This is a genomic window from Neobacillus camarae (assembly GCF_054950115.1).
Genome location: NZ_JBUCKX010000001.1, coordinates 468676 through 492410, shown reverse-complemented (window position 1 = coordinate 492410; position 23735 = coordinate 468676). Strand labels below are relative to the sequence as shown.

The following is a 23735-nucleotide window of genomic DNA, read 5'->3' as shown; positions in this document are numbered from 1 at the left end:
CTAGATATGAGAAAATCTAGGAATCTTCAAGCTACAGAAGTTGATAAGCATGTAAGTGCGGTTGCCCAGCAAATGAAGCAGCTTGAAAATGATTTATTTGACCTCATCCCCTTTCTTGAAAAATTGGATGATCGGCAAAAGGAAAAATTGACGAGCAATTTAAGTTTATTGAGATCGGCTTTAATACAATCCCTGTTAATGGTTTCAAGTTGATTGCAAAAAATTAGGAGGTGACACCTTACTCGTCGTAAAAAACGGGATAAGGGAATTTATTTGGACATATTTAACTTGGTTTTGATAGCCATTTTAATTGCTTTAACGGCATTCTTTGTAACTTCGGAGTTTGCTATAGTTAAGATTCGAAGTTCAAGGGTTGATCAGTTAATCGAGGAAGGAAGTTCGAAGGCAGTCACTGCAAAAAGAGTGATTTCAAATTTAGATGAGTACCTATCTGCCTGCCAGTTAGGTATCACCGTAACGGCTCTTGGTTTAGGTTGGATTGGGGAATCAACCATTGAACATTTGCTTGACCCGGTGTTCCATGCATTGAGCATTCCCGATAATGCAACAAAAATATTATCCGTCTCATTGGCATTTGTGATCATCACCTTTCTGCATGTTGTTGTAGGAGAGCTCGCACCAAAGACACTGGCTATTCAGAAGGCTGAGTGGATTACCTTAAATGTGGCACGCCCGCTGATCCTTTTTTATAAGGTGATGTATCCATTCATTTGGGTACTCAATGGTTCCGCGCGAATCGTTTCCAGCATTTTTGGATTAAAGCCAGTTTCTGAGAATGAACTTGCCCACACAGAGGAAGAACTGCGAATCATTCTTTCTGAGAGCTATAAAAGTGGCGAAATTAACCAGTCTGAGTTTAAGTATGTGAATAAAATTTTTGATTTTGATGATCGGATTGCAAAGGAAATCATGGTACCACGAACGGAAATGATCTCACTATCCAAGGATGATACATTAGAGACTTTCCTTAAAGTTATCCGTGAAGAAAAATACACAAGATATCCAATTATCGATGGAGATAAGGACCATATTATCGGCCTTGTTAATATTAAAGAAATAATGACCGATTTGATTGGAAATGAGCAGCTATCTGCACAAACCTTGGAAAATTATATCCGGCCGATTATTAGAGTAATAGAAACGATTCCAATCCATGATTTGCTTGTAAAAATGCAAAAAGACAGGATGCATATGGCTGTATTAATGGATGAATACGGCGGGACATCAGGTATTGTAACGGTTGAGGATATTTTAGAAGAGATTGTCGGTGAGATTCGTGATGAATTTGATATGGATGAAGTTCCTGAGATTCGGAGAATCAAAGAAAACCATTATATCATTGATTCAAAGGTGTTAGTAACGGAAGTTAACGATTTATTAGGAATTGAAATTGACGAGGAAGATGTCGATACAATTGGCGGCTGGATTTTAACCGAGAATTACGAGGCAAAACAAGGCGACAAGATTCTTTATGACGATTACACCTTTAAAATTACCGAAATGGATGAACACCATATCAAATATATTGAAGTCACCAAAACAGCAGGAAATAATGAAACAAACGTAAAACAGATTACGTTGGCAGAATCAGAAGCTCTATCATAAAATAGGAAAACAGACCTTATAAGGAGGTCTGTTTTTTTGGCCTAAAAAATGGGCCAAATGTCCAAACGAAGAAGCAGCCGTTTGCATACATTGCAGTAAGGAGGTGATCATCAATGAGTAATTTATATAATTATCATGCACTTCTTTACTTGGCTTGCATCTTGGCTGGATTTGCCCTGATAAAGGTTGCAGCGGTTTCATTTTTAGCCAGTCTGGCAACTGTTTTAGTTATTATCGGAGCAATTGTAGTCCTTATCTTTGTAGCCGCTCTGCTTTACTTGGGATTCAAGACATTGCTTCATAAATAACATTGTATTATTTATTTCTCATTCCATGAAAAGTAGCCGGGGACAAATGGGCTGCTGCCCTGCCTGACCCGGCTTTCTTTTACATAGGCTGCATCCTAGGTGCAGTAGTTATTTTGATTTTAATAATAATATCTCTTCTTCTGTTTTAGCTATTTTCATCAAATGGGAATCAAGACGGCGATGGATATGCTCCATTTCCGTTCGATGGGAGTCCTCAATTCGTTCCAACGCTTCTTTGATATCAGACAAATCTATTTGGTTAACCGCTACACGGTGTTCAATACTGTCAACCTTTTCTAATCTCGAGAGCCTTTTTTCAATGATCTCCAGTGTCTTATTGAAGGTTTCAATCAATGATTTAATATCATTACCACCATCATGTAGGTTTTCAAACTCCTGCGCCATAACAATCCCTCATTTCTTCTTTCCTCTATATTATCATCGTTACTACTATATGTATGTTACAAAAATGGGAACAAAATCATGACCCCATCTCAACCATTTTAAAGGTCCTATTTTATTTTTTTCAACAAAGCCCTTTTTATGAAATCCCGGTTTGAAATTGTGCCAATATTAATACAAATAATTGAACATTTTTTAACATTGTCGTCTTAATGCCTATTCATGTGAAAAACATCATATGAGAGCGGTAATAAATTTAATATTCTAAATTTGAAAGTTAAAAGGGATGAATATATAACATTGATCCCCCTCTTAAAAATTATGACAAATTATAAAAAGGTTGGTGACAAAATGCTATTAACAATTGATGAAAAAGCGGCTGCCTGGTTTAAACAGGAATTTCAGGGTACCATGCTTTCCAATATCTGCATGTTTCCGCAATATGCCGGATTCGGTGAGAAGAATAAAGGCTTTACACTGGCTTTTTCAGCAGAAACACCAGCAAATATCGGTTTTACGCAAGAAATTAAAGGTATTACATTTTTGGTGGATGGTAATGATGTTTGGTTTTTCGAGGAAACTGAAACGTGCATGACGGTGGACGAAAACATACATGAACTGCAAATCACATACAAAACAATTAATTAAACTATTATAAAAACCAAGCCAGATCCTTGATCTGGCTTGGTTTTAAAAATTAATTGACTTGTTTGTCCAGGCTTGGCGCGAAAAGCTTTTCACTTTCATACACTTTACCAAGCGTTTCTTCAGCTTTTGCAAATGTATCGGAACCAGCGTCTAAATTAGGAGCATCTTTCTTTAACTCTTCAGCTTTTTCGTTATAGGCTGCTGCAAAATCCTTTACTGCAGCTTCAAGATCTGCTTTATGCTCCTTTAATCCTTCCGGAATGGCAACATTTGAAAGGTCAGCTGCAACCGCTGCTGCCGCTTCACTGGCAGCTGTCTTTTCTTCTGGTGTCGGCATATCTTCAGGCGCAGCATCCGTCTTTGAAGCCTTCGCCACATAAGCATTTAGGTCCGCATCTTTTGCGTTAATTGTTTGGCCAAGTTCATCATAGAATTTAACCAATTCCTTTTTAACATCTACTTTTGGAGTTGCCGCTGTTTCAGCCGCATCCTTCTTTTCATTATCGTTGCTGCTTGAGCAGGCAGCAAGGCCAAAGACAAATATTGCAGATGCTGCTAAAAATAGTAATTTCTTCATAATTCATTCCCCCTACTCTATCTTTTGAGCCCTGTTTATTTTACAACATAAAAGAAGACGAGGAAAGCAAAAAAATGTTACAATAATAATATTCCGTGGATTTTTATTAAAATTAAATTAATTAACAAAAATATGGTTAAAATTCTATAAATCGTTAAAAGGGTTTCAAAATATGCTGACCTCGCTATTCAGAAAATTACGAATAAATTGTGAACTATATTACAATAATGCCAGTTTTTTTATATAATAGGAGTGTAGTAAAATTTTCCTAGCTTTTTTGGATTTTTCTCTCTGTTGTTTCCATACCTTTACAAGAAAGGGGGTGGACATCATAGAACACACAAGGCCACAGATTGTCTGGTTTGGTTTAACTTTTGACCTTTCCATAATCTTAACAAGTACAGTTGCAGCACTTATTGTTTTCCTCCTTGCATACTTGTTAACACGAAACCCCGCAGACCATCTTCCCAAGAAATCACAAAATTTTATGGAATGGGTTATTGAATTTGTAAAAGACATCATGAAAAACTGTATGGGTGCATCCAACAATTTATTTATTTTATCTACAGGTGTTACTTTATTGATGTATTTATTGATTGCTAACTTTATGGGCATACCATTTTCTATCGTTACCGCACAGGACAAACCTGTTACATGGTGGAAATCACCGACTGCAGACGCACATGTAACGATGACACTTGCTATCATGATCATTGTCTATACTCATTTTATTGATATTCGCACCAATGGATTTAAACATTATCTACTCAGCTTTTTCAAGCCATTCACAGCTTTGTTTCCCATAAATATCCTCGAACAAATCTCTACTACTCTTACATTGGGATTGCGTTTATTCGGAAACATCTATGCCGGCGAAGTCATGTTGGCGCTATTGGCTAGTACAGTAACGCACGGAATTGTAACCGCTTTCCTGGTTGCCGTACCCATGCTCATATGGCAGGCATTTTGTATCTTTATCGGCGCAATTCAAGCATATATATTTGTAACACTTACGATGGTCTATATTTCACATCGATTAACTTAATTTTAGGAAGGGGTTGAACCGCTTTGGGGGATGTTACGATATTTGGTCTGCCTATTTCAATAGGCACCATGATCTATCAAGCAGGACTGTTTACTATCCTTGTCTTTGGTTTGAAAAAGTTTGTTTTCAAGAAAATGATTGAAGTTCTCGACAGGCGCAGACAGCATATAGAAAATCAGCTGCAGCTTACTGAACAATTTAAACTGGAAGCCGAGAAAAACCTTATGGCCAGTGAGAACATTTTGAAACAAGCAAGGATTGATGCAAAAGAAATGCGTAAGTACAGTGAGAATGAAGCGAAGTTGATTATCCAATCAGCTAAAGAAGAAGCAAAACAAATAAAAAGAGAATCCACTGAAGGAGATTACCCATCACAAGGCCTTTTCCATATGCAGACTGAGCAGTATAAGGGGGCGTAAAATGTGATGAAACACCAGTTTACTAAATACTTGGGCAGAGTGACTGAAAATCTGGAGATAGGACTCGAAGAAAGATGGATTTATGTTCATTACACGAAAGGATCGGTAGAAAAAAATGCATGCCTTTTAAAAAATGAAAATAAATCTGAACTTGAATATTTGGAAAGCTTTTTTGCGGAGAACCGAGTTTCAGAAGAAATGAAAAAGGATGTCCGGAAATACTTTGAAAAAGGGCGCGACCAAGACGATAACCAGTGGAATGAATTCACAAACTTTTTAATGAAAACGCTTTCCTTGAATATGGTTTTCGGTTTAACCATTGCATTATGTGTGTTTGGAGGCTTTAAACTCGGAAGTTGGATTGACACTCGCTATAACTTCCAATCCATATTTACAATAATTTTTACATTATTAGGAATAGGAGTTGGGTTGATTACGATTTACTCGATGATTCAAAAGTACTTTATGTCACGTGGAGCCAAGGCAAGTCAATCGAAACAAAACAAAGCCAACGATAGTCAGACCAATGAAAAACAATATAAGGTCATTGATGTAACAATCGATGATATCCGTCAGGCGGTTAGGGATTTTTCCAATCACTTGCCGAAAGGTGTATATCGGACCATCTTGGTCCAGGATGATAATAGCATAGACTTTAATCAGCTGGCCCCTTTTCTTAAAGGCATTCCATCCAAGAAATATTATATGTCCAAAGAAACCTATGATTTATTTGAAGAAGAGGAAAAACAAATAGCCGCGGAAATGGACTTGGTTCAAAGGGCGGTTGACCAATATGTAAAAGAGCATCGTGAATATCCGATGCTAAAATTTGACCCCCAACATCGGGTCAACTATTTCCAACTGCTTCAGGATAAATACCTTAAAAACCAACCACAAACGCCATTTTATATTACTGACCTGGATGGTTTAATTACGCATATAAAACCCACCCGTAAAAAATCCTCTTCGTCTTAAATGAGGAGCAGGCCATGCTATCAATATAAAAACCTTCTTTTTAAAGTCCACTAGACCTTAAAAGGAGGTTTTTTTTGCTTTTTTTGACAGAATTGAGATAATAGCAATATCATGATTTAATTTAGTAAATGAGAGGTACATACAATGGAAAATCCGAAAAACAATACAAAGCATTTGGCAACTATTTCTCTTGTGATTATGGCAGCCGGATTCTTAGTAACTCTTCCATTAAATCCATCTATTTGGAAATCAATTCTCCAAGGTGGTTTTGAAGCAGGGTTAGTGGGTGGTCTTGCGGATTGGTTTGCCGTCACAGCTCTGTTTCGGCATCCTATGGGTATACCGATACCCCATACAGCCTTGTTGCCGAAAAACCGCAACAAAATAATTGATAAAATTATTTCCATGCTGGAAAATGACTGGCTGACCATGCAAAGTATACGTGAGAAAATTAATACATTCCCGTTTACTGAAAAGCTTTTAGTACTGATAAACAGAGAAATCGAATCATCAGCAGTTAAAACGAATACAGTCTCGGTTATCAAGCATTTAATAGCCAGAGTAGACGAGAAAAAATTGGCTCCTGTAGTTGAAAAAGAGCTTAAATCCCACCTTAATGAGCTGCAAATAAACTCCATACTTCCCCTGCTTATTGATCAAATCAGGATAAGGAAATATGACGAGAAGTCACTCGATCTAATCCTTAAAGAGGTAGACGAATGGGCACAGCAAGATAGTACAAAATACCGTCTTGGCGGAATGGCGGTGGCAATGATTGAAAATATTAAGGCGGATGGGATCATGCAGTTTGCTTTACGATCGTTTAGTAATCTGATAAACGAAGAAAAATTAGGTAATATTATTCAAAATTTAATTTTGAAGGGGATCGACAGTTTTCGTGATCCTAATAATTCGAATAGGCAAACCTTGCTTCACCATATTCATCAAAAACTGGAAAGCTTGAAAACAGAAGAAAAATTTCTTGAAGAATTGGAACAGCTTAAAGCCCATATCATTGCCAATTGGGATGCGGAATCCAAAATTGAATCTGTCCTTTTCCAATTAATACAAAAGGTGATATCCTTTGTCGACAGCCCGGATTTTTATGAAGACTTCGTTCTTCCCATAATCAAAGATAGTATACATGAAATTACCAGCGACCAAGCAAGAATGGCACAGCTGGAAGGCTGGATGAAGGATCGTATCTCCAGCTTTGTTGAGAAAAATCATTCCAAAATAGGTAGCCTTGTTCGAGAAAATTTAGACAAATTGGAAACCAGTACATTGATAAATATGATTGAAACCAATGTAGGGAAAGATCTTCAATGGATTCGGGTTAACGGGGCGGTTTGTGGCTTTTTAATAGGACTTGTATTAACAGGGATTAAAATCATATTTTAACGAGGAATTACTCGCAAAAGAAACCAGTGTTATGATTTACAAACATTTGGTTGAGTACAACCTAATGCCTAAAAACCCCATTTTTGTCCTAACATTTCTCTGTTCTACTTCAAAAACGCATGACATATTTACTATTGTAGGCCATTTTGAAGCGATATGGAGGAATGGGAATGGGCGTTAGATTGATTAAAATCTCCGTCGTTTACTTTGTCATTGGGGTATGTATCGGTATGTTTATGTCGATGACGGAAAGTTTTAATTTCACCCCTGTGCACGTCCACATTAACCTATTGGGGTGGACAGCAATGACTTTGGCAGGACTCATTTATGTTGCCTTCCCAAGTGCAGGTGAAACCGCATTAGCCAGAGCCCACTTTTGGCTTCATAATATTGCCCTGCCAATTATGATGATTGGCCTTGCCTTTTTAGTTTCCGGTGTGGAGGAAGCGGGGCCTGCAGTTGCAGTCGGGGGAACATTAATGGTACTGGGAGTCATTATTTTTGCTATTAATATTCTTAAAAATGTGAAGAACTAAAAGGAAAGAACAGTGTAAACAAACAAATCATTTTTCCCACCCATGGACTGGCCCAATCAGGGCCTTTTTTTTTCGCCTTATTTTGGTGTGTTCTTTCTGCTATTTTTGGATAAAAGCATGAAATTTTATTGATAATTTTGTAAAATTAAACAAAAGACTTGTATCTATTATAAAGAAAACTCGCCGATTGGCGAGCCCGTTAGGGCGAAGACAGAGGCGTAGTTGCATTTGTGCCTGATAGGAAAGTTTTTTACTTTCCTATCGGCTAAAAATAGTACATAAACGCATTCCCATAAATGGAGGTCAATCGTTTTGAACAATCCACATCATGATCCCTTTAGGACCACATTTGATAGCTTGGATGAATTTGCAGACTTGATAAGTCAAGTTCTTAAATGCCCCATCACGATTGAGGATGCCAATCATCGGCTTATAGCATACAGTACCCATGACGAACGAACTGACCCGGCCAGAATTGCAACCATCATAGGCCGCAGAGTACCGGAAAAGGTCATTAACCAATTATGGAAAGAAGGCACCATTCCTGCACTTCTTAGAACAAAAGAGCCAATCAGAGTGCAAAGTATGAATGATATTGGTCTCGGTAACAGAGTAGCCATTTCGATTTGGAAAAATGAAGAGATCCTGGGATTTATTTGGGCCTTGGAAATCGAAAAGTCACTTACAGATAAAGAAATGAGTCTTTTAAAAAACGCGGCCGAGGCCGTAAAAAATAAACTCCTTCAGTTGCAAACCAGAAAAAACAAGAAGGAAGAACGTTCCCAAGAACTGTTTTGGAAGCTGTTAACAGGACATTTGTCAGACCCAGACGAAATCTTGGAACACTTTCGTTCACTAAAAGTTACACCGGCCTTATCCTTTATCATCCTGGTGTTTCACTTTAAACAAAATATAAGCAATAAGGAAGAACAATACATTTCTTACCTATTAAAAACCAATCAACGGTTACAAATTATTCTTTATACCGTGGACTGTGATCAGCTTATTTTACTCATTTCCGCCGACCAAATTAAAAACCTTGCTGAAGAACTTGGTCATTTTTCCAGGATATTTGTTGGGAAAATGAACGAAAGGCACGGAATTACTGGAATCACCCCTGTTTATAGCGGCGTGTATCAGGCTTATCAAAAAATCGGCAAAGCCTACAATGAAACGTTGACGGTACTTGCCATTAAACAAAAGTTCCCTGTTGAAACAGACCATATAGACCATTTCCAGCAGCTGGGCATTTATCAATTTTTTGACCTGATAATAAAGAATCGGCAAAATAGTGACTATGAGAACCACACATTAACAAAGCTTCATGAATATGACCAAAAACATAACGGGAGCCTGGTTAAGACATTGGAGGTCTATCTTGACCATGACAGCAATTTGAATGACACGGCCAAGAAATTAAATGTTCATGCCAATACATTAAACTACCGTTTACGGCGTATCACCGAAATTGGCCATGTTAATCTGAAAGACCCGAACCAAAAGATGATGCTTTATATCGATATTAAACTAGAAAAATATCAAAAAGGTAATTAACGTTTTGTAGATTTCACCAAAAAGTTAGATTATCTTTCTCTAATCCCAACAAAGAAATTCTTCCGTAAACATTTTATACTTTATTCATAGCATATTGCTTTTTGCTACTAAGGGGGAATTGGGATGTATATAGGTGTTCCTAAAGAGATAAAAAACAACGAAAATCGGGTTGCCCTGACTCCTGCAGGCGTGACAGCCTTCGTTAACGCAGGCCACAGGGTCTTAATAGAAAAGGAAGCGGGAATTGGCAGCGGTTTTTCGAACGAAGACTACCAAAAAGCGGGAGCAGAGGTTCTTGATCATGCGGCACAGGTTTGGGCAAAGGCCGAAATGATTATGAAGGTGAAGGAGCCGCTTCCTAATGAATACCAGTTTTTCCGTTCTGGGCTAATATTGTTCACCTATTTGCACCTTGCAGCCGAGCCTTCGTTGGCAAAGGCCTTAAAGGACAGTGGAGTCATTGCAATTGCTTATGAAACGGTTACCGTTAACAAGACGCTTCCGTTATTGACTCCAATGAGTGAAGTGGCAGGACGCATGGCGCCTCAAATTGGAGCGCAATTTTTACAAAAAAACAACGGTGGTCTGGGAATTCTGTTGGCTGGTGTCCCTGGAGTAAATCGTGGCAAAGTAACCATTATCGGCGGAGGTATCGTTGGCACCAATGCGGCGAAAGTGGCGATTGGCTTAGGAGCTGACGTGACCATTATTGACCTGAGTGCTGATCGTCTTCGTTATTTGGACGATATTTTTGGAAATCAAATCAAAACACTGATGTCCAATTCATACAACATCGCGGAGGCAGTAAAAGAGGCAGATTTATTAATAGGTGCTGTCCTGATTCCTGGCGCAAAGGCACCTAAATTGGTAACAGAAGAAATGGTAAAAACGATGAAACCAGGGTCTGTCATCGTTGATGTTGCCATTGACCAAGGTGGCATAGTGGAAACGGACGATCATGTTACTACACATGATAATCCAACCTTTGAAAAATATGGGGTTATCCACTACTCTGTTGCCAATATGCCTGGAGCAGTGCCCAGAACATCTACCCTTGCATTAACTAATGTAACCGTTCCTTATGCCCTTCAGATAGCTAATAAAGGAGTTTCCAAAGCAATCGAAGAAAATCCAGCCTTAAAACTGGGCGTTAATGTGGCCAATGGGGAAATTACTTATGAAGCGGTTGCCAAAGATCTTGGTTACCAGTATGTAATCGTGGAAGAAGCTCTTAAAAAAAAACTGGTCAATCATAAATAAGAAAAGCGCAAGCGCCCTGGTGAGCGCACGAAAGGCCTCCTCCAAAAAGCTAACGCTTTTTGGAGGAGGCCTATGCTGCCGAAGCCTTCCTTGTGGAGCTCTCCAACTGAGATAAAGTGAAACTTCAATCAGCGAGCGTTTTTCTCGCTGATTGTTAGTTGAACCAATCGGGTTCTTACGGGCAGTTGAGATTCTACTGCCCGTTGAACGGGATAAAGGAAACACGGAGAGCGAAGGCGTCTCGCCGCTAGGGGCTGGGGCTGGACAATTCTCAAAGTCAAAAATTATAGCGATAGTAAAGAAGGCAGCGACAGCTGCCTTCTTTTTATCCAATGGCCAAGCTTATAAATACTTCCGATGCACCCCTTTGCCATCATAGGTAAATAACATGGGCCTATCTTCTATAGCTGTTTCAATATGAACCTGCCGTCCCCACAATTGGTGAATATACGGCAATACCTTTTCCAAATATTTGACGTCCAGCTCTACACCCTCATACCAGTGCTTGAGATACAACTCCCCATTTTTCTGGTAGTCACCATCATTAACCGTAATATATGGGAAGCCCCCGTTCACACGCATATTCACTAATTGGTCACGGATATGTTCCCACTCTTTGTCTATAACTTTGTAATCGCGACCTTGTTTTTGGAACAGATACATATCTTCCCGCATTACTAAATCCTTCGTTAAATAATTCCTTAAAAATGAAATATCGGATTCAATTTCTCTGACCTCAAAAATTTTCTCCCGTCCGGAGTTAGGCTCCACTCCCCTTCTTTTCATCTCCTGTGTAGGATTATTGTAACGCTCCTCGATGTCTTCAAAGATTTTCAACCCCAGATAGTAAGGGTTAATTCCTGTCCTAGAAGGCTGAACCACTCCAGCGTTTAACTTAGCGAATTCTATCGCTTCCCCGCTTGTTAAATTCAGTTCCCGCAGGATTCTTTGGTGCCAGTAGGACGCCCAGCCCTCATTCATAATTTTCGTTTCTAATTGCGGCCAGAAATAAAGCATCTCCTCCCGCATCATTGTTAAGATATCCCGCTGCCAATCTTCCAGTTCTCTACTGTACGTTTCAATAAATAATAATAAATCTTTCTCAGGTTTAGGCGGGAATTTCTTCTTTCGCTGTAGTTTCTTTTCTGGCTTTTCCTTTCTATCCAAATTCCACAGGTCATCGTAAGGAGTGACAATTTGCGGACTTTCGTCTTCTGCTTCTTCATCTTCCAGAGACCAAGCTAATTTTGGCCTCATGAGCGATGGATCAATATGTTCGTCAATTGATAAAACTGCATCAAGGAAGTTTTCCACTTCTTTTTTACCGTACTGAATTTCATATTGATGGATTCTCTCCGCCGTAGCCGCCATACTTTCTACCATATCACGCTTTGTGTTTTGGAACCGGACATTATTTTTGAAGAAATCACAGTGCGCTAACACGTGGGCAACAATCAGTTTATTCTGAATCAATGCGTTAGAATCCAGTAAAAAAGCGTAGCATGGATTGGAGTTGATCACTAGCTCATAAATTTTACTTAAGCCCAAATCATAATGAAGTTTCATCTTATAGAACTGTTTACCAAAACTCCAGTGTGAAAACCGGGTCGGCATTCCATAGGCACCAAAGGTATAAATAATTTCTGCCGGACAAATTTCATACCGCATCGGATAAAAATCCAGACCAAAACCACTGGCGATTTCGGTTATTTCACCGATGGCTATTTCCAGAGCTTTGCGTTCTTCCTCATTCATCAGCCATTCCCCCCTTTTCCTCTTACCACAATGTATGAAGCTAATTCGGGAATGATGAGAAAATGAAAAAAACAATAAGCAAGTGCTTATTGTTAAATTGTCGAAAAAGGGATTTTTCTCAACAACTTTATTTTTTATCCGAATCTAAATACACGATTTAAAGATTATTCCTGCAAAAAGTTTTGTTGATTTCCGCTCCGGGCCTTCGCTTTCCGCGGGGAGACCCTGGAGCCTCCTCGGCGCTGACAGCGCCTGCGGGGTTCTCCAGTGACCTCTCTATCCCGCAGGAGCCGAGTGCCCTCCGCTCCAATCAACATGGGGCAAAATCAACTTAAAGTAACGCGATACGCTTTTCCACATGTGCCTAGAGTGCCGATCCAATAGAGCTGTTTAAAAGGCTTAAGGCTATATACCATAAAACCATAATGAGTTAACGCAGTAAGCCATCAAAGTGACGAAAAAATAGGAGGCTGTCGAAGTTTTTTCGACAGCCTTACAATAAGCAAGTACTTATTTTTTTTCAACAGTTAAGTTGATCAGTTTTTGATTGGTGAGGTCATGACTTATTTTCACTATGACAAAGAATTTCTGGTTCTTTTCGTGAACTTGGAAACGGAAAGAATCCACCACATTTGTATCTGTGACTTTTTGTCTTCCTAAATATTCATATTCCTGCACCTGACTTGCAGGATAGTCTGCTTTGACTATAGCTATGGCCATTCTTCCATACTTTTCATAATGGACCTGCTCAGCATATGCTTGATTAGAAAATAGCAGTAATAGGCTTAACATAAGAATTGAAGCAAAATTCTTCTTCAACTGGCCCCCTCCTTTTCCGCCTGCTATTATCTTTTCCGCTTTTTCAACGAAATATGAATACATTCGATTAATTTGAAACGTAACTCCGCTATACAGGTAAATCTTGAAAACACCGATATAATAAGGCCACCAACATTTTCTGAGTTTGTTCTTTAGGATTTGTCATACAATAATCATAACTCCTAACAAGGAGGAGAATAAAATGAATAAGTTGGATTACGACCGGGCGCTATACTATACGCATCGGTCAGAATGGGATAACTTATTAATTCTAATGGTCCGGACAACAGACCAATTTTTATCAAAAAAGATTGAACATTTCCTGCATGCCTATAATTTTGAACGGGATTATTCCGTCATTGAGAAGAATCTTTATAGCCTGCTTCGTTACATCGATCATGCCAATGAAACACTGGAGAATGACCCGAACGGGATTCCGATGTATAGTCTTTCCTGAAAAAACAAGTCGATACCAGCTTTAACACGGGACCTTTATACTGCTGAACCAAAGAATTCCACCAAAAAAATCCCGAAAGGTTTTATCTTTCGGGATTTTTCTTGATCTATTGAACCTGCTTGATTTTTTGGTCCACCAAATCCATAAAATCTTTCTCAATCGTTTTCAGCTTTGCCTTACTTTCCTCTAGACTTGTGCTGTTTACACCAAAATAGAACTTTACTTTAGGCTCGGTTCCGGAAGGACGGAGGCAGACCCATGAACCATCTTTGAAAACGTATTTTAATACATTCGACTTCGGAAGACTGATTTTTTCCTGTTCAGTACTTGTCGTTCTAATGCCGGACAAATAATCTTCTGTGCAAGCCGTTTCCAATGAGCCAAGGCTTTGAAGCGGTTCGCTGCGGAAAGAGGCTAAAATTTTCTGAATCATCTCTGCCCCTTCTTTGCCTTTCAATGTTAACGAACGAAGTCCTTCAAGATAAAATCCATATTTATCAAAAACCTTCATTAACCCCTCATAAAGGGACATTCCCTGTTTTTTATAATATGCACAAACTTCTGTAGCCAAAAGGGCGGCCTGTACGGCATCTTTATCGCGGGCAAAATCACCGATTAGGTATCCATAAGACTCCTCATACCCGAAAAGGAAGGTATGCTCACCGCTAGCCTCATATTCATTAATTTTTTCTGCGATAAATTTAAAGCCGGTTAACACATCCACTGTTTCCAACTGATTGGCTGAGGCTATTTTCCTGCCGATTTCTGATGTTACAATCGTCTTTAACACCACACCATTCGCCGGTAGTGTTCCTTTTGCTTTCTTTTGAGTTATTAGATAATCCAAAAGTAATGCACCGGTCTGATTACCCGTTAGGACAACATATTCCCCTTCCGGATTAAGGACGGCTATTCCCAAACGGTCCGAATCAGGGTCTGTGCCAATCAAAATGTCTGCACCAATCTTTTTCCCATCACGGATGGCCAATTCAAATGCCGCATGTTCCTCCGGATTAGGGCTCTTGACTGTAGAAAAGTTAGGGTCAGGAAGTTCCTGTTCTTTTACAACCGTAACATCTTTATAACCTAAGCCGTCCAGCGCAGCCCGAACCAGTTTATTGGCTGTCCCATGCAATGGCGTAAACACAATCTTTAGGTCCGTTTCATGGGCAAGATTTGGATTCTCTGAAATGGTCAATAATTCATGAATATAGGCTTGATCGATTTCCCGGCCGATTATTTTAATTAGATTCTCTTTTTTAAGATTCTCTTCACTATCTACTTCCACTAATAATTCATTGCCGATATTGTTAACCATCGCGATAACACGGTCGGCGTCAGCCGGTGTTAACTGGCCGCCATCGGGCCCATATACCTTATAACCGTTATACTCAGGTGGGTTATGACTTGCTGTAATGACGATTCCGGAAAAAGCATGTAACTGCCTCAAGGCAAATGAAAGTTCCGGTGTCGGCCTTAGTTCATCAAAAACATAGGTTTGAATCCCTTTGGTTGCCAAAGTTCTCGCAGCCTCCATGGCAAACTCTGGCGACTTGTGGCGTGAATCGTAGGCTATGACGACCCCACGACGCTTTGCCTCTTCACCTTGCTCCTCTATGAATGCAGCTAGGCCGGCAGAAGCCTTACGAATGGTGTATATGTTCATTCGATTGGTGCCTGCGCCAATTTCACCGCGCATTCCGCCTGTACCGAATTCCAAGTTTTTGTAGAAGGCTTCTTCCAGTTGTTTGTCATTTTTTGCTAGTTTCTCTAATTCACTTTTCAATTCAGGATCCAATCCATCAAATTCGATCCAGCTTTGTGCCGTAGACTTCCAATCCATCTGTTTCCCTCCGGTTATTCTCTAAGGTCATTGTATAAACTGCCAGGTAAACTGCTTAAGTTTTACCAGAGCCATTCCTCTTCTATAATACCTCAAAATGGGGCAATTTAAGAATAAAAAAAAGAAAAAGCCTAAAAATTGGCTTTTTCTTTCCTATACCAGCAATTCATTATCGGCTTTTGTATACATGCTTAAAACGGTATTTTTCATATTTTTGGCTTGGACAAACTGTTCCAATTCAAATGGAAAGAATAGCCCGAATGCTTGCAAGTTTGCTGCATTCTTATTGAAAATTTCCGCATAGTGATCATCCAGGACCGGGGATTCCAATATGGATATGAGCGTCTGGATGCTTGTCATTACTTGAAACGCATCCTTTAACGTACTGAATCCCTCAAGATGTTTATCCGAAGTCTGGAGTACCTTTAATCGTTCAAATTGATCAATTTCATCATCTGTAAAATAGCGTGGAAAAATATTTGAATATATATACCTCACAAGTCCGCATATCTCTTTCTCTTGACTTGGCGTAGAGGCAAAAACAATCTTCACTTATACCCCACCCTTTGCCTTTGCTTCATTCTGTCGTTATTATATATATACAGAATAACATAACCGGGCAATTAGATACGGTGGTAATTAGTGGATAAGGAGAACATTATGATAAAAACTGCACGGCTGGGAGATTGGTTTCAAATCATCATCCCGGAAATCTGGGAAGGTAAGACACTCGATGATATTTTCCGTGGAGAGTGGGCCGCCCCAAAGAAATTAATCCATACTTTTCGTATGGAGAGAAAGGTCCGTATAGACGGTATAACGGCTAATTGGCAAGCACCTTTACATAGTGGAGCGAAACTACAAGTTCTGCTTTTTGAACCCGAAGAGATTCATATTAAACCTGTCTACCATGAAATCGGTATTCTTTACGAGGACGACCATTTGATTGTCTTTAATAAACCGCCGTTCATGAACACTCACCCCAACGACCCGGAGAAAGACACGGACACACTGTTAAACGCGGGCACATTTTATTTACTTGCAAACGGCGATATGCGCAATATACGGCAAATCCACCGGTTGGACAGGGATACCACTGGTGCTATTTTGTTTGCGAAGCATCATTTAGCAGGATCTATTTTAGACCGAATGTTGACAAAAAGGGAAATTAAAAGGACCTATGTTGCGGCCGTACATGGAGTACTTCGTCAGAAAAGTGGGGTAATCAACCTTCCAATCGGCCGTGACCGCCATCACGGTTCGAAAAGAATTGTATCGTCAACCGGGCAGCACGCCATTACTCATTATCAGGTAATTAAAAAAGATGAAACCAAACAAATCTCTTTTGTTAAATGCTGGCTTGAAACCGGGAGAACTCACCAAATTCGTGTCCATTTAAGCCACCTCGGCCACCCTTTGGCCGGAGATACTTTATACGGGGGAGAAGCGAGTATTAACAGACAAGCACTCCATGCAGCGAAGCTTGAATTCTTGCACCCGTTTACTCAAGAAACCATCACTTGTCATGCTCCTGTACCCGACCATTTGAACATTTTTGAAAGTGTGGATATCGATTCGATATAGCGCAAAGAAGCCTCCCTGACCGGGAGGCTTCTCAAGATGTATTATTCGATTAACTGGCTTTTCGAAATGCCCTCATTATAAAGCTTAACAGCAGTACTAAAACGGCTGAACCGATAATGGCGGGAATAATGGCAAAATCGGCAACCCGCGGGCCCCAATTTCCTAAAATCGCAGTACCGAGCCATGCTCCTACAAAACCGGCAATAATATTACCAATAATACCCCCTGGTACATCTCTTCCCACTATAAGACCAGCTAACCATCCAATGATTCCACCGACAATTAATACCCAAATAAAGCTCATTTTTAGAACACTCCTTTTCAGTATTCATTTTTTCACTTATTCATAAGCGGATTGAGCTTGCTCTTAAGGCAGTTTACGGTACCGCCTTGACTTTAACATTCCCTAAATATTTATTTATAAACATAAAAGTTTCAGGAACTTCTAAGCGTCCATATGGCTAATTGCTATACATAAAAATCATCTAGATGGGTATATTAAAATTCAATAGATATCAGTCCTATTCAGAAAATTCTAATGTAAAGTTTTTGTAAATTTTATTAAGAATCTTTCTTTTTTCGACAGATATCAGATAAAATAATTTGGGTTGAAAGGTATTTTTGAAATCTGGAGGAATACATATGGCATTCAAAAAAAATGATAAGTTTTCGGCGTTATTAAACAATATTTCTGCCAATTTAAAAGAAAGCTCCAACTTCTTTGCCGATTACAAATTAAAAAATATCAGTGATTTAAAAATCTTTTCAGAAAAAATGAAGGAATACGAATCAAAAGGTGATTCCTTTGTCCATGAAATTATCAAGGAATTAAATGACGCGTTCATAACCCCTATCGAACGTGAGGATATTCTGCATTTGGCAATGAGCATGGATGATGTGTTGGATGGACTTGAAGCAACCGCTGCCCTGTTTGAAATGTACTCCATCACTCAAGCAGATGATTTTATGCAGCAATTTGTTGTTTCCATTCAAGGCAGTGTGGAAGAAATCGATGCGGCTGTGGCTCTATTGTCTAATAAAAAACTGCCACAAATAAGAGAACACGCGATTAAGATTAAAGATTATGAATCAAAATGCGACAATGTGCTACGTTCCTCAATTAAAAACTTATTTAATGTTGAGAAAGACCCAATCCGAATCATACAATATAAAGAAATTTACGAAAATCTTGAGGATATTGCCGACTACTGTCAAACCGTTGCCAATACTCTAGAAACCATCATTATGAAAAATGCATAAGGAGCCATAATATGAGTCTTGTTTTAATGTTAACGATTTTTATTGTAATCGGCGCTCTTGCATTTGATTTTATTAATGGCTTCCATGATACGGCAAATGCAATCGCCACCGCTGTTTCAACCAAAGCGTTAAAGCCCCGTCAAGCTATTATGATGGCGGCAATCATGAATTTTATCGGTGCGCTGACCTTTACAGGCGTCGCCAAAACAGTTTCCAAAGATATTGTCGATCCCTTTGCGTTAAGTAATGGATCTGTGGTAATACTTGCTGCGTTAATATCTGCAATAATATGGAACTTATTAACATGGTATTTTGGGATTCCGAGCAGTTCATCGCATGCGATTATAGGTTCTATAGCCGGTGCCGCCATTGCAGCTGAAGGGTTTGCCGTCCTCAATTATGCTGGCTTTTTGAAAATTATTGAGGCCCTGGTTCTTTCTCCCATATTGGCATTTGTTATCGGTTATATCATATACAGCATTTTTAAGGTAGTTTTTAAAAACTTGAATCTGGCCAAAACCAATCGCCGGTTCCGGTACATCCAAGTCGCTACCGCTGCATTACAATCCTATTCGCACGGTACTAACGATGCACAAAAATCGATGGGTATCATTACCCTTGCACTTATTTCTAGTTCTTATCTGCCCGCTAATGCGGATGTTCCATTCTGGGTACAAATTTCCTGTGCGGCTGCTATGGGATTGGGTACCTCCATTGGCGGATGGAAAATTATTAAAACCGTAGGCGGAAAAATCATGAAAATCCGACCGATTAACGGAGTTGCAGCGGACCTGACAGGTGCAGCGGTTATTTTCGGCGCTACCTTTATCCATTTGCCGGTGAGTACCACTCACGTTATTTCTTCAGGTATTTTAGGTGTAGGTTCCGCACACCGGATTAAAGGGGTAAAGTGGGATACCGCTCAAAGGATGATTATTACATGGGTTATCACCTTGCCAATCACCGCCATGATTGCAGCGATCATTTATTTCGTGTTAAGTCTTTTCTTCTGACACCACCAAAAAAACCAGGGAAACAAAAGTTCTCCCTGGTTTTTTTGTGTTAAAAAGGAGCATTGCCCAAGGCAAAGCTCCTAAAGTTTCTATTAATATTGGCTATTGGAAATTTCGCCTTTGCTGATTGCGATTCCCGAGCTTGCTCCGATTCTGGTCGCTCCGGCTTCAATCATGGCCAAAGCATCTTCCCTGCTCCGGACTCCTCCGGAAGCCTTTACTCCTATGTCAGGACCGACTGTCTTGCGCATTAGTCTTATATCCTCAACGGTCGCCCCGCCGGTTGAGAAGCCGGTGGAAGTTTTGACAAAATCTGCTCCCGCTTTTACCGACAGCTCACACGCTTTTACTTTCTCCTCATCGGTTAATAAGCAAGTTTCAATGATGACCTTAACCAGGGCTTTATCTTTTGCAGCTTCTGTGACTGCCCTGATATCCTCTTCCACCCATTCATATTGCTTACCTTTTAGTGCGCCAATGTTAATGACCATATCAATTTCATTGGCCCCATTTTCTATGGCATTTTTAGTTTCAAAAGCTTTTGTTTCCGAGGTGGAGGCTCCGAGAGGGAAGCCAATCACCGTACATACCTTGACATCTGGTGTATCCTTTAACAGCTCAGCCGCGGTTTTAACCCAGCCCGGATTTACACAGACCGAGGCAAAGGAATATTCTTTTGCTTCCTTGGCTAACTGATCGATTTGCTCCTTAGTCGCGTCTGCTTTCAACAATGTATGGTCAATCATTCTGGCAATATTTTGAGTCATTCGTAATCCTCCAAGTCTCCAATGATAAGATTTTAGCACGGTTGTTTGTCCATGGTAACTATAACAAAATAACTGAACGATTGTAAATGAAATCCAGATACATTGCATTGCTCATACTCAAATTTTTATATTACCTCATCGCCCTCCGCTGAAAAATGGTTTGTATCTTGAGAAGCATCATATATTTTTCGCATATTGATCATTAGTGATTTTGCTTAAAACTACGTAAATACTAAATGGCTCATTTCCGGTGTTTTTAAGCGCCATTGCCTCTTCACTGTTCACATGAAGCAGGTCTAACGCTGACACTTCTGTTTCTTGCCCATCTGTTATAATGGTACCATTTCCAGTTATTACATAAAGATAGACTTCTGAGTTAGGATGCTTATGGGCAGGAAGTGCTTGTCCAGGCAGGAAATTTAAAACGAATGCAGTGGTTTCACCTTTTTTATATATGATTCGTTTAGTAAATTTCTCCTCGCTATATTCCATGTAGGTTCTTACTGAATTCTGTTCCATCTGACGGCCTCCTCATTATTGTTATTTATAGTTTAACTGATAATGTTTCTCGATTAAGTGAAATACATCACATTAGATACCAAATAATCAATGGATTTTACAAGTTCTATCATAACCTGAAACGATATAACAAATACTAAAGAAACCATATACTTGCTAAGCGGCATAGGAGGCTTGGACCTTGTATTCTAAATCCATTCTCATCACCATCCTTGCAATTTTGATTACCATGTCTGCAACTGCTAATTCTGTCTGTGCAAAAGGAACCTCGGCGGATGATGTGCTGGTCGACTTGCGTGTACTGGAAACAACGGATATCCATGCGGATTTGGTTAACTATGATTACTACTTAAATAAAATAAACAACAGGGTCGGGCTAGTTAAAACGGCTGCTCTTATCCGAGAAGCCAGAAAGGAAGCCAAAAATTCTTTATTATTTGATAATGGGGACCATTTAAAGGGAAATCCACTTGGAGAGTATTTGGCAAGAATTAAAGGAATACATAAGGGGATCATCCACCCGGTTTACCGGGCATTTAATTATTTGGGATATGATGCCATTGCCATTGGCAATCATGAATTTAATTTCGGCATCAAGTTCCTTAAGGCGGCACTTAAAGGGGCCGAAATGCCGGTACTTAACGCAAATGTTTATTCTATTAAGCATAATGTGCCCTACTTTACCCCTTATGTTATTTTAAAGCGGAATGTGATTGATCAAAATGGGGAAAAACATGAGTTGAAAATAGGCGTGATTGGTTTTATGCCTGTACAAATCATGAGATGGGATAAGTCCAACCTGGAAGGAAGGGTGTATGCAAAACCCATTGTGGAAACGGCAAAGACTTTTATTCCCCTTATCAAAGCAGAGGGCGCGGACATTATTATTGCCCTAGCCCATACTGGAATAAGCAGTGACCCGTATCGGTCCGATACGGAAAATGCGGTTTACTACTTAACGAAAATCCCGGGAATTGATGCCATCCTTGCCGGACATTCACACAGTGTCTTTCCCGGACCATCATATCAAAATCTTCCCCACACCAACTTGAAAATGGGGCAAATCAATCGAGTTCCGGTCGTGATGGCTGGTGCCTTTGGAAATCGTCTAGGAATTATTGATCTTACATTAAGAAAACAGCATGACGGATGGAAGGTTGTAGAGGGAATATCGACGACAAGGACCATCGCAGATGAAAAAGGGCATCCCCTTACTAAACGAGATAAAGGGTTATATGAGGTAGTAAAACCGGAGCATATGGAAACCGTACGATTAATCAAAAAGTTGTCCGAATAACGATACCTATTATTCACAGATTGTTCAATTGTTTTCCCCAAAGAGCAAATAATGAAGAATCAGTTATCCGGCTAATCACTCTAGGGCATGGATTTCTCCATAAAAATTGATGGCATGATAAGCAGCCGGATAACAAGAATCATTAGTATAATACAACCAAGACAACGAAATAAACCAGCATAATGACCAGCCCTACCGGGACACCAAAACGAGCCCATTCTTTACTCGTAATGTTTAATTTACCTGCCGAAATGATATTGGGAATGTTTCCTGGAATCAGCATCCCACCGCTGATCATTAAACCGAGCAAGACAGCTTGAATCGTTTGCGCATTCATTGCCGGGCTTACCTCTGCTGCCGCCAAAGTGGCGTTATCCAATATAGCCGATATCATATTGATCCAATACAATATATTCGGATGAAGCCCGATGATATACTCGTTAATTAATGGCTCAAACCCGTGCCCCAGGAAGGTTAACCCCATGACAAACAAATAAATTTTTAGTGACCGTATCAGAATCTCTTTATAGCTCTCCGCCTTTTGTTCCGATTCCAGCCCCTTTGTACTTTCATGAGGCTTAACCAGGAACATGGTCAACACGCCGAGGACGAGGACAGCGGGTATTACTTCCGGTCCGATTAATTTCAAAAGGTAGAAAAAGTCTTCATTTAATTTGCTAATGGTAATCGTGGATAATGGCTCCCCAATCGGTGTTAATACTGCCCCAAGCCCAATGGAGAAACAGGCTAGTACCGTTAACCTTATTTCTGATTTACGGTCAAGCGGCAGGATATTCACAATAATGACCAATACGATTGCAGCGATAATCGCGGTTATAATACTAGAAGCAAGTCCCAGAATGATGACTGTTAGGGCAAAAAAGATTCTTGGTGACAGCAGCTTGTTCAGGGATAACACTCCCTTTTCCAGCGGCCCTTGCAGCCATTTACAAATCAGCCCGGCAATCAATACAGCCAGAGTAATATTGATTGGGTCCACTAACGCTTTTTTTATAAGATGCCCATCCATCATGCCACTGATAGAAGCCGCAGCTATCCCCATGATAAAGAGGAATACTTCCAAATTATGTTCCACTTTTTTGACAGAAAACGGCAGGAACAAGACCAAAATCAAAATTATTACTAGTCCAATCATTTTTCCAAATCCTTTTCTATTTTATATGTATGACAACCCTTCTCTATTATAAGCTATTTTATCATGTTATTCATGTAAAAAATTCCCTAATAAGAAAAGAGCAAGCGCCCTGGTCAGCGCTCGACAGGCCCCCTCCAAAAAGCTATCGCTTTTTGTTCGTGCGATGCTTATGCTGCCGAAGCCTTCCTTGTGGTGGGCTCCAACTGAGATAAGTGAAGACTCGCCGTCAGGCGGTTCATAAGGCATAGTTGAACTTATGCGTTCGGAATTTGGGGAACAAATTCCGTTTAGCTAAAGGAAACACGAAGAGCGAAGCGCATTCGTGCATGACTTATCGTAGGGCGGAGACCGAAGGCGTCTCGGCGCTAGGGCGCTCCTCGAGAAAGCTATCGCTTTTTCTTCGTGCGAAGTCTATACTGTCGAAGCTTGCCTTGTGGAGCTAGACAATTCTCAAGGGCCAAAAAATTTTTTCTTTTTATCCATAAGTAAAGCCGGCGGGTGCTCCGCCGGTTAT

The 23735-nt window shown here is 39.9% G+C and carries 26 protein-coding genes; 16 read left to right on the top strand and 10 right to left on the bottom strand.

Features of this window, described 5'->3' with window-relative positions; all coding sequences use genetic code 11:
* The first annotated feature begins 6 nt into the window (after positions 1-6).
* The 3 genes from ACY8D0_RS02335 to ACY8D0_RS02325 all read left to right on the top strand — a co-directional run bounded on the left by ACY8D0_RS02335 (position 7) and on the right by ACY8D0_RS02325 (position 1934).
* A complete protein-coding gene (locus ACY8D0_RS02335; RefSeq protein WP_462409973.1) occupies positions 7-213 on the top strand; it encodes a MerR family transcriptional regulator in 207 nt (68 codons plus the stop codon).
* Positions 214-273: 60 nt separating this feature from the next.
* Positions 274-1626, top strand: a complete 1353-nt coding sequence (locus tag ACY8D0_RS02330) for a hemolysin family protein (protein ID WP_462408879.1) — start codon at positions 274-276, stop codon at positions 1624-1626.
* Positions 1627-1739: 113 nt separating this feature from the next.
* Entirely contained in the window at positions 1740-1934 is a 195-nt protein-coding gene (locus ACY8D0_RS02325; RefSeq protein WP_462408878.1) for a hypothetical protein, read from the top strand.
* A 108-nt stretch (positions 1935-2042) separates the two neighbouring features.
* On the opposite strand, the gene ACY8D0_RS02320 is transcribed toward ACY8D0_RS02325, so the two are convergent.
* Complete coding sequence (locus ACY8D0_RS02320) at positions 2043-2339, bottom strand: hypothetical protein (RefSeq protein ID WP_462408877.1); 297 nt, start codon at positions 2337-2339, stop codon at positions 2043-2045.
* A gap of 348 nt (positions 2340-2687) precedes the next feature.
* Between ACY8D0_RS02320 and ACY8D0_RS02315 the strand changes: the two genes are divergently transcribed.
* Positions 2688-2984, top strand: a complete 297-nt coding sequence (locus ACY8D0_RS02315) for a HesB/YadR/YfhF family protein (protein WP_462408876.1) — start codon at positions 2688-2690, stop codon at positions 2982-2984.
* A 49-nt stretch (positions 2985-3033) separates the two neighbouring features.
* Here ACY8D0_RS02315 and ACY8D0_RS02310 read toward each other — a convergent pair whose 3' ends face one another.
* A complete protein-coding gene (locus ACY8D0_RS02310; protein WP_462408875.1) occupies positions 3034-3561 on the bottom strand; it encodes a hypothetical protein in 528 nt (175 codons plus the stop codon).
* Between the two features lie 322 nt (positions 3562-3883).
* Between ACY8D0_RS02310 and atpB the strand changes: the two genes are divergently transcribed.
* From atpB to ald, 7 genes are all read left to right on the top strand, one after another.
* Positions 3884-4606 (top strand): F0F1 ATP synthase subunit A, encoded by a 723-nt coding sequence (gene atpB / locus ACY8D0_RS02305; RefSeq protein ID WP_462408874.1) that lies wholly within the window; start codon positions 3884-3886, stop codon positions 4604-4606.
* 23 nt (positions 4607-4629) lie between these two features.
* Positions 4630-5025 (top strand): F0F1 ATP synthase subunit B, encoded by a 396-nt coding sequence (locus tag ACY8D0_RS02300; RefSeq protein ID WP_462408873.1) that lies wholly within the window; start codon positions 4630-4632, stop codon positions 5023-5025.
* Between the two features lie 6 nt (positions 5026-5031).
* Positions 5032-6000: an AtpZ/AtpI family protein gene (locus ACY8D0_RS02295; protein WP_462409929.1), complete on the top strand. Its 969-nt coding sequence runs from the start codon at positions 5032-5034 to the stop codon at positions 5998-6000.
* Between the two features lie 144 nt (positions 6001-6144).
* Positions 6145-7401, top strand: coding sequence for a DUF445 domain-containing protein (locus ACY8D0_RS02290; RefSeq protein ID WP_462408872.1), 1257 nt, complete (start codon positions 6145-6147; stop codon positions 7399-7401).
* Positions 7402-7571: 170 nt separating this feature from the next.
* The gene (locus ACY8D0_RS02285; protein WP_462408871.1) at positions 7572-7937 is read left to right on the top strand and encodes a cytochrome-c oxidase; all 366 of its coding nucleotides are present in this window, start codon (positions 7572-7574) and stop codon (positions 7935-7937) included.
* A 312-nt stretch (positions 7938-8249) separates the two neighbouring features.
* Complete coding sequence (locus ACY8D0_RS02280) at positions 8250-9491, top strand: PucR family transcriptional regulator (protein WP_462408870.1); 1242 nt, start codon at positions 8250-8252, stop codon at positions 9489-9491.
* Positions 9492-9614: 123 nt separating this feature from the next.
* The gene (gene ald / locus ACY8D0_RS02275; RefSeq protein ID WP_462408869.1) at positions 9615-10751 is read left to right on the top strand and encodes an alanine dehydrogenase; all 1137 of its coding nucleotides are present in this window, start codon (positions 9615-9617) and stop codon (positions 10749-10751) included.
* A gap of 342 nt (positions 10752-11093) precedes the next feature.
* Here ald and ACY8D0_RS02270 read toward each other — a convergent pair whose 3' ends face one another.
* Together ACY8D0_RS02270 and ACY8D0_RS02265 are read right to left on the bottom strand one after the other, a co-directional pair.
* Positions 11094-12506: a SpoVR family protein gene (locus ACY8D0_RS02270; RefSeq protein ID WP_462408868.1), complete on the bottom strand. Its 1413-nt coding sequence runs from the start codon at positions 12504-12506 to the stop codon at positions 11094-11096.
* Between the two features lie 510 nt (positions 12507-13016).
* Positions 13017-13325 carry a DUF3889 domain-containing protein gene (locus ACY8D0_RS02265; protein WP_462408867.1) on the bottom strand — a complete coding sequence of 103 codons (309 nt, stop codon included), beginning with the start codon at positions 13323-13325 and terminating at the stop codon, positions 13017-13019.
* 202 nt (positions 13326-13527) lie between these two features.
* On the opposite strand from ACY8D0_RS02265, the gene ACY8D0_RS02260 reads away from it, so the two are divergent.
* A complete protein-coding gene (locus ACY8D0_RS02260) occupies positions 13528-13782 on the top strand; it encodes a YhdB family protein (protein WP_462408866.1) in 255 nt (84 codons plus the stop codon).
* Positions 13783-13888: 106 nt separating this feature from the next.
* On the opposite strand, the gene ACY8D0_RS02255 is transcribed toward ACY8D0_RS02260, so the two are convergent.
* Positions 13889-15625 carry a phospho-sugar mutase gene (locus tag ACY8D0_RS02255; RefSeq protein ID WP_462408865.1) on the bottom strand — a complete coding sequence of 579 codons (1737 nt, stop codon included), beginning with the start codon at positions 15623-15625 and terminating at the stop codon, positions 13889-13891.
* Positions 15626-15778: 153 nt separating this feature from the next.
* Complete coding sequence (locus ACY8D0_RS02250) at positions 15779-16177, bottom strand: YhcU family protein (protein WP_462408864.1); 399 nt, start codon at positions 16175-16177, stop codon at positions 15779-15781.
* Between the two features lie 108 nt (positions 16178-16285).
* Between ACY8D0_RS02250 and ACY8D0_RS02245 the strand changes: the two genes are divergently transcribed.
* Positions 16286-17209: an RluA family pseudouridine synthase gene (locus ACY8D0_RS02245; RefSeq protein ID WP_462408863.1), complete on the top strand. Its 924-nt coding sequence runs from the start codon at positions 16286-16288 to the stop codon at positions 17207-17209.
* Positions 17210-17258: 49 nt separating this feature from the next.
* Here the strand turns inward: ACY8D0_RS02245 and ACY8D0_RS02240 are convergent, their stop codons facing one another.
* Entirely contained in the window at positions 17259-17513 is a 255-nt protein-coding gene (locus ACY8D0_RS02240) for a GlsB/YeaQ/YmgE family stress response membrane protein (protein ID WP_462408862.1), read from the bottom strand.
* 338 nt (positions 17514-17851) lie between these two features.
* On the opposite strand from ACY8D0_RS02240, the gene ACY8D0_RS02235 reads away from it, so the two are divergent.
* Both ACY8D0_RS02235 and ACY8D0_RS02230 read left to right on the top strand, forming a co-directional pair.
* The gene (locus tag ACY8D0_RS02235) at positions 17852-18469 is read left to right on the top strand and encodes a DUF47 domain-containing protein (RefSeq protein WP_462408861.1); all 618 of its coding nucleotides are present in this window, start codon (positions 17852-17854) and stop codon (positions 18467-18469) included.
* Positions 18470-18480: 11 nt separating this feature from the next.
* Positions 18481-19482 carry an inorganic phosphate transporter gene (locus ACY8D0_RS02230; protein ID WP_462408860.1) on the top strand — a complete coding sequence of 334 codons (1002 nt, stop codon included), beginning with the start codon at positions 18481-18483 and terminating at the stop codon, positions 19480-19482.
* A 92-nt stretch (positions 19483-19574) separates the two neighbouring features.
* Here ACY8D0_RS02230 and deoC read toward each other — a convergent pair whose 3' ends face one another.
* Positions 19575-20249: a deoxyribose-phosphate aldolase gene (deoC, locus tag ACY8D0_RS02225; protein WP_462408859.1), complete on the bottom strand. Its 675-nt coding sequence runs from the start codon at positions 20247-20249 to the stop codon at positions 19575-19577.
* A gap of 177 nt (positions 20250-20426) precedes the next feature.
* The gene (locus ACY8D0_RS02220) at positions 20427-20768 is read right to left on the bottom strand and encodes a cupin domain-containing protein (protein ID WP_462408858.1); all 342 of its coding nucleotides are present in this window, start codon (positions 20766-20768) and stop codon (positions 20427-20429) included.
* 181 nt (positions 20769-20949) lie between these two features.
* Here ACY8D0_RS02220 and ACY8D0_RS02215 point away from each other — a divergent pair, with 181 nt between their 5' ends.
* Positions 20950-22065, top strand: a complete 1116-nt coding sequence (locus ACY8D0_RS02215; RefSeq protein WP_462408857.1) for a metallophosphoesterase — start codon at positions 20950-20952, stop codon at positions 22063-22065.
* 142 nt (positions 22066-22207) lie between these two features.
* Here the strand turns inward: ACY8D0_RS02215 and ACY8D0_RS02210 are convergent, their stop codons facing one another.
* Positions 22208-23221 (bottom strand): DUF1646 family protein, encoded by a 1014-nt coding sequence (locus ACY8D0_RS02210; RefSeq protein WP_462408856.1) that lies wholly within the window; start codon positions 23219-23221, stop codon positions 22208-22210.
* Positions 23222-23735: the final 514 nt, after the last annotated feature.

What these genes read in the sequence shown, in the direction of transcription:
- ACY8D0_RS02335 (WP_462409973.1), top strand. Translation starts at nt 7, where the DNA reads ATGAGAAAATCTAGGAATCTTCAAGCTACAGAAGTTGATAAGCATGTA.
- ACY8D0_RS02325 (WP_462408878.1), top strand. Translation starts at nt 1,740, where the DNA reads ATGAGTAATTTATATAATTATCATGCACTTCTTTACTTGGCTTGCATC.
- ACY8D0_RS02320 (WP_462408877.1), bottom strand. Translation starts at nt 2,339, where the DNA reads ATGGCGCAGGAGTTTGAAAACCTACATGATGGTGGTAATGATATTAAA.
- ACY8D0_RS02315 (WP_462408876.1), top strand. Translation starts at nt 2,688, where the DNA reads ATGCTATTAACAATTGATGAAAAAGCGGCTGCCTGGTTTAAACAGGAA.
- ACY8D0_RS02310 (WP_462408875.1), bottom strand. Translation starts at nt 3,561, where the DNA reads ATGAAGAAATTACTATTTTTAGCAGCATCTGCAATATTTGTCTTTGGC.
- ACY8D0_RS02295 (WP_462409929.1), top strand. Translation starts at nt 5,032, where the DNA reads ATGAAACACCAGTTTACTAAATACTTGGGCAGAGTGACTGAAAATCTG.
- ACY8D0_RS02290 (WP_462408872.1), top strand. Translation starts at nt 6,145, where the DNA reads ATGGAAAATCCGAAAAACAATACAAAGCATTTGGCAACTATTTCTCTT.
- ACY8D0_RS02285 (WP_462408871.1), top strand. Translation starts at nt 7,572, where the DNA reads ATGGGCGTTAGATTGATTAAAATCTCCGTCGTTTACTTTGTCATTGGG.
- ald (WP_462408869.1), top strand. Translation starts at nt 9,615, where the DNA reads ATGTATATAGGTGTTCCTAAAGAGATAAAAAACAACGAAAATCGGGTT.
- ACY8D0_RS02270 (WP_462408868.1), bottom strand. Translation starts at nt 12,506, where the DNA reads ATGAATGAGGAAGAACGCAAAGCTCTGGAAATAGCCATCGGTGAAATA.
- ACY8D0_RS02260 (WP_462408866.1), top strand. Translation starts at nt 13,528, where the DNA reads ATGAATAAGTTGGATTACGACCGGGCGCTATACTATACGCATCGGTCA.
- ACY8D0_RS02255 (WP_462408865.1), bottom strand. Translation starts at nt 15,625, where the DNA reads ATGGATTGGAAGTCTACGGCACAAAGCTGGATCGAATTTGATGGATTG.
- ACY8D0_RS02245 (WP_462408863.1), top strand. Translation starts at nt 16,286, where the DNA reads ATGATAAAAACTGCACGGCTGGGAGATTGGTTTCAAATCATCATCCCG.
- ACY8D0_RS02240 (WP_462408862.1), bottom strand. Translation starts at nt 17,513, where the DNA reads ATGAGCTTTATTTGGGTATTAATTGTCGGTGGAATCATTGGATGGTTA.
- ACY8D0_RS02235 (WP_462408861.1), top strand. Translation starts at nt 17,852, where the DNA reads ATGGCATTCAAAAAAAATGATAAGTTTTCGGCGTTATTAAACAATATT.
- ACY8D0_RS02230 (WP_462408860.1), top strand. Translation starts at nt 18,481, where the DNA reads ATGAGTCTTGTTTTAATGTTAACGATTTTTATTGTAATCGGCGCTCTT.
- deoC (WP_462408859.1), bottom strand. Translation starts at nt 20,249, where the DNA reads ATGACTCAAAATATTGCCAGAATGATTGACCATACATTGTTGAAAGCA.
- ACY8D0_RS02220 (WP_462408858.1), bottom strand. Translation starts at nt 20,768, where the DNA reads ATGGAACAGAATTCAGTAAGAACCTACATGGAATATAGCGAGGAGAAA.
- ACY8D0_RS02210 (WP_462408856.1), bottom strand. Translation starts at nt 23,221, where the DNA reads ATGATTGGACTAGTAATAATTTTGATTTTGGTCTTGTTCCTGCCGTTT.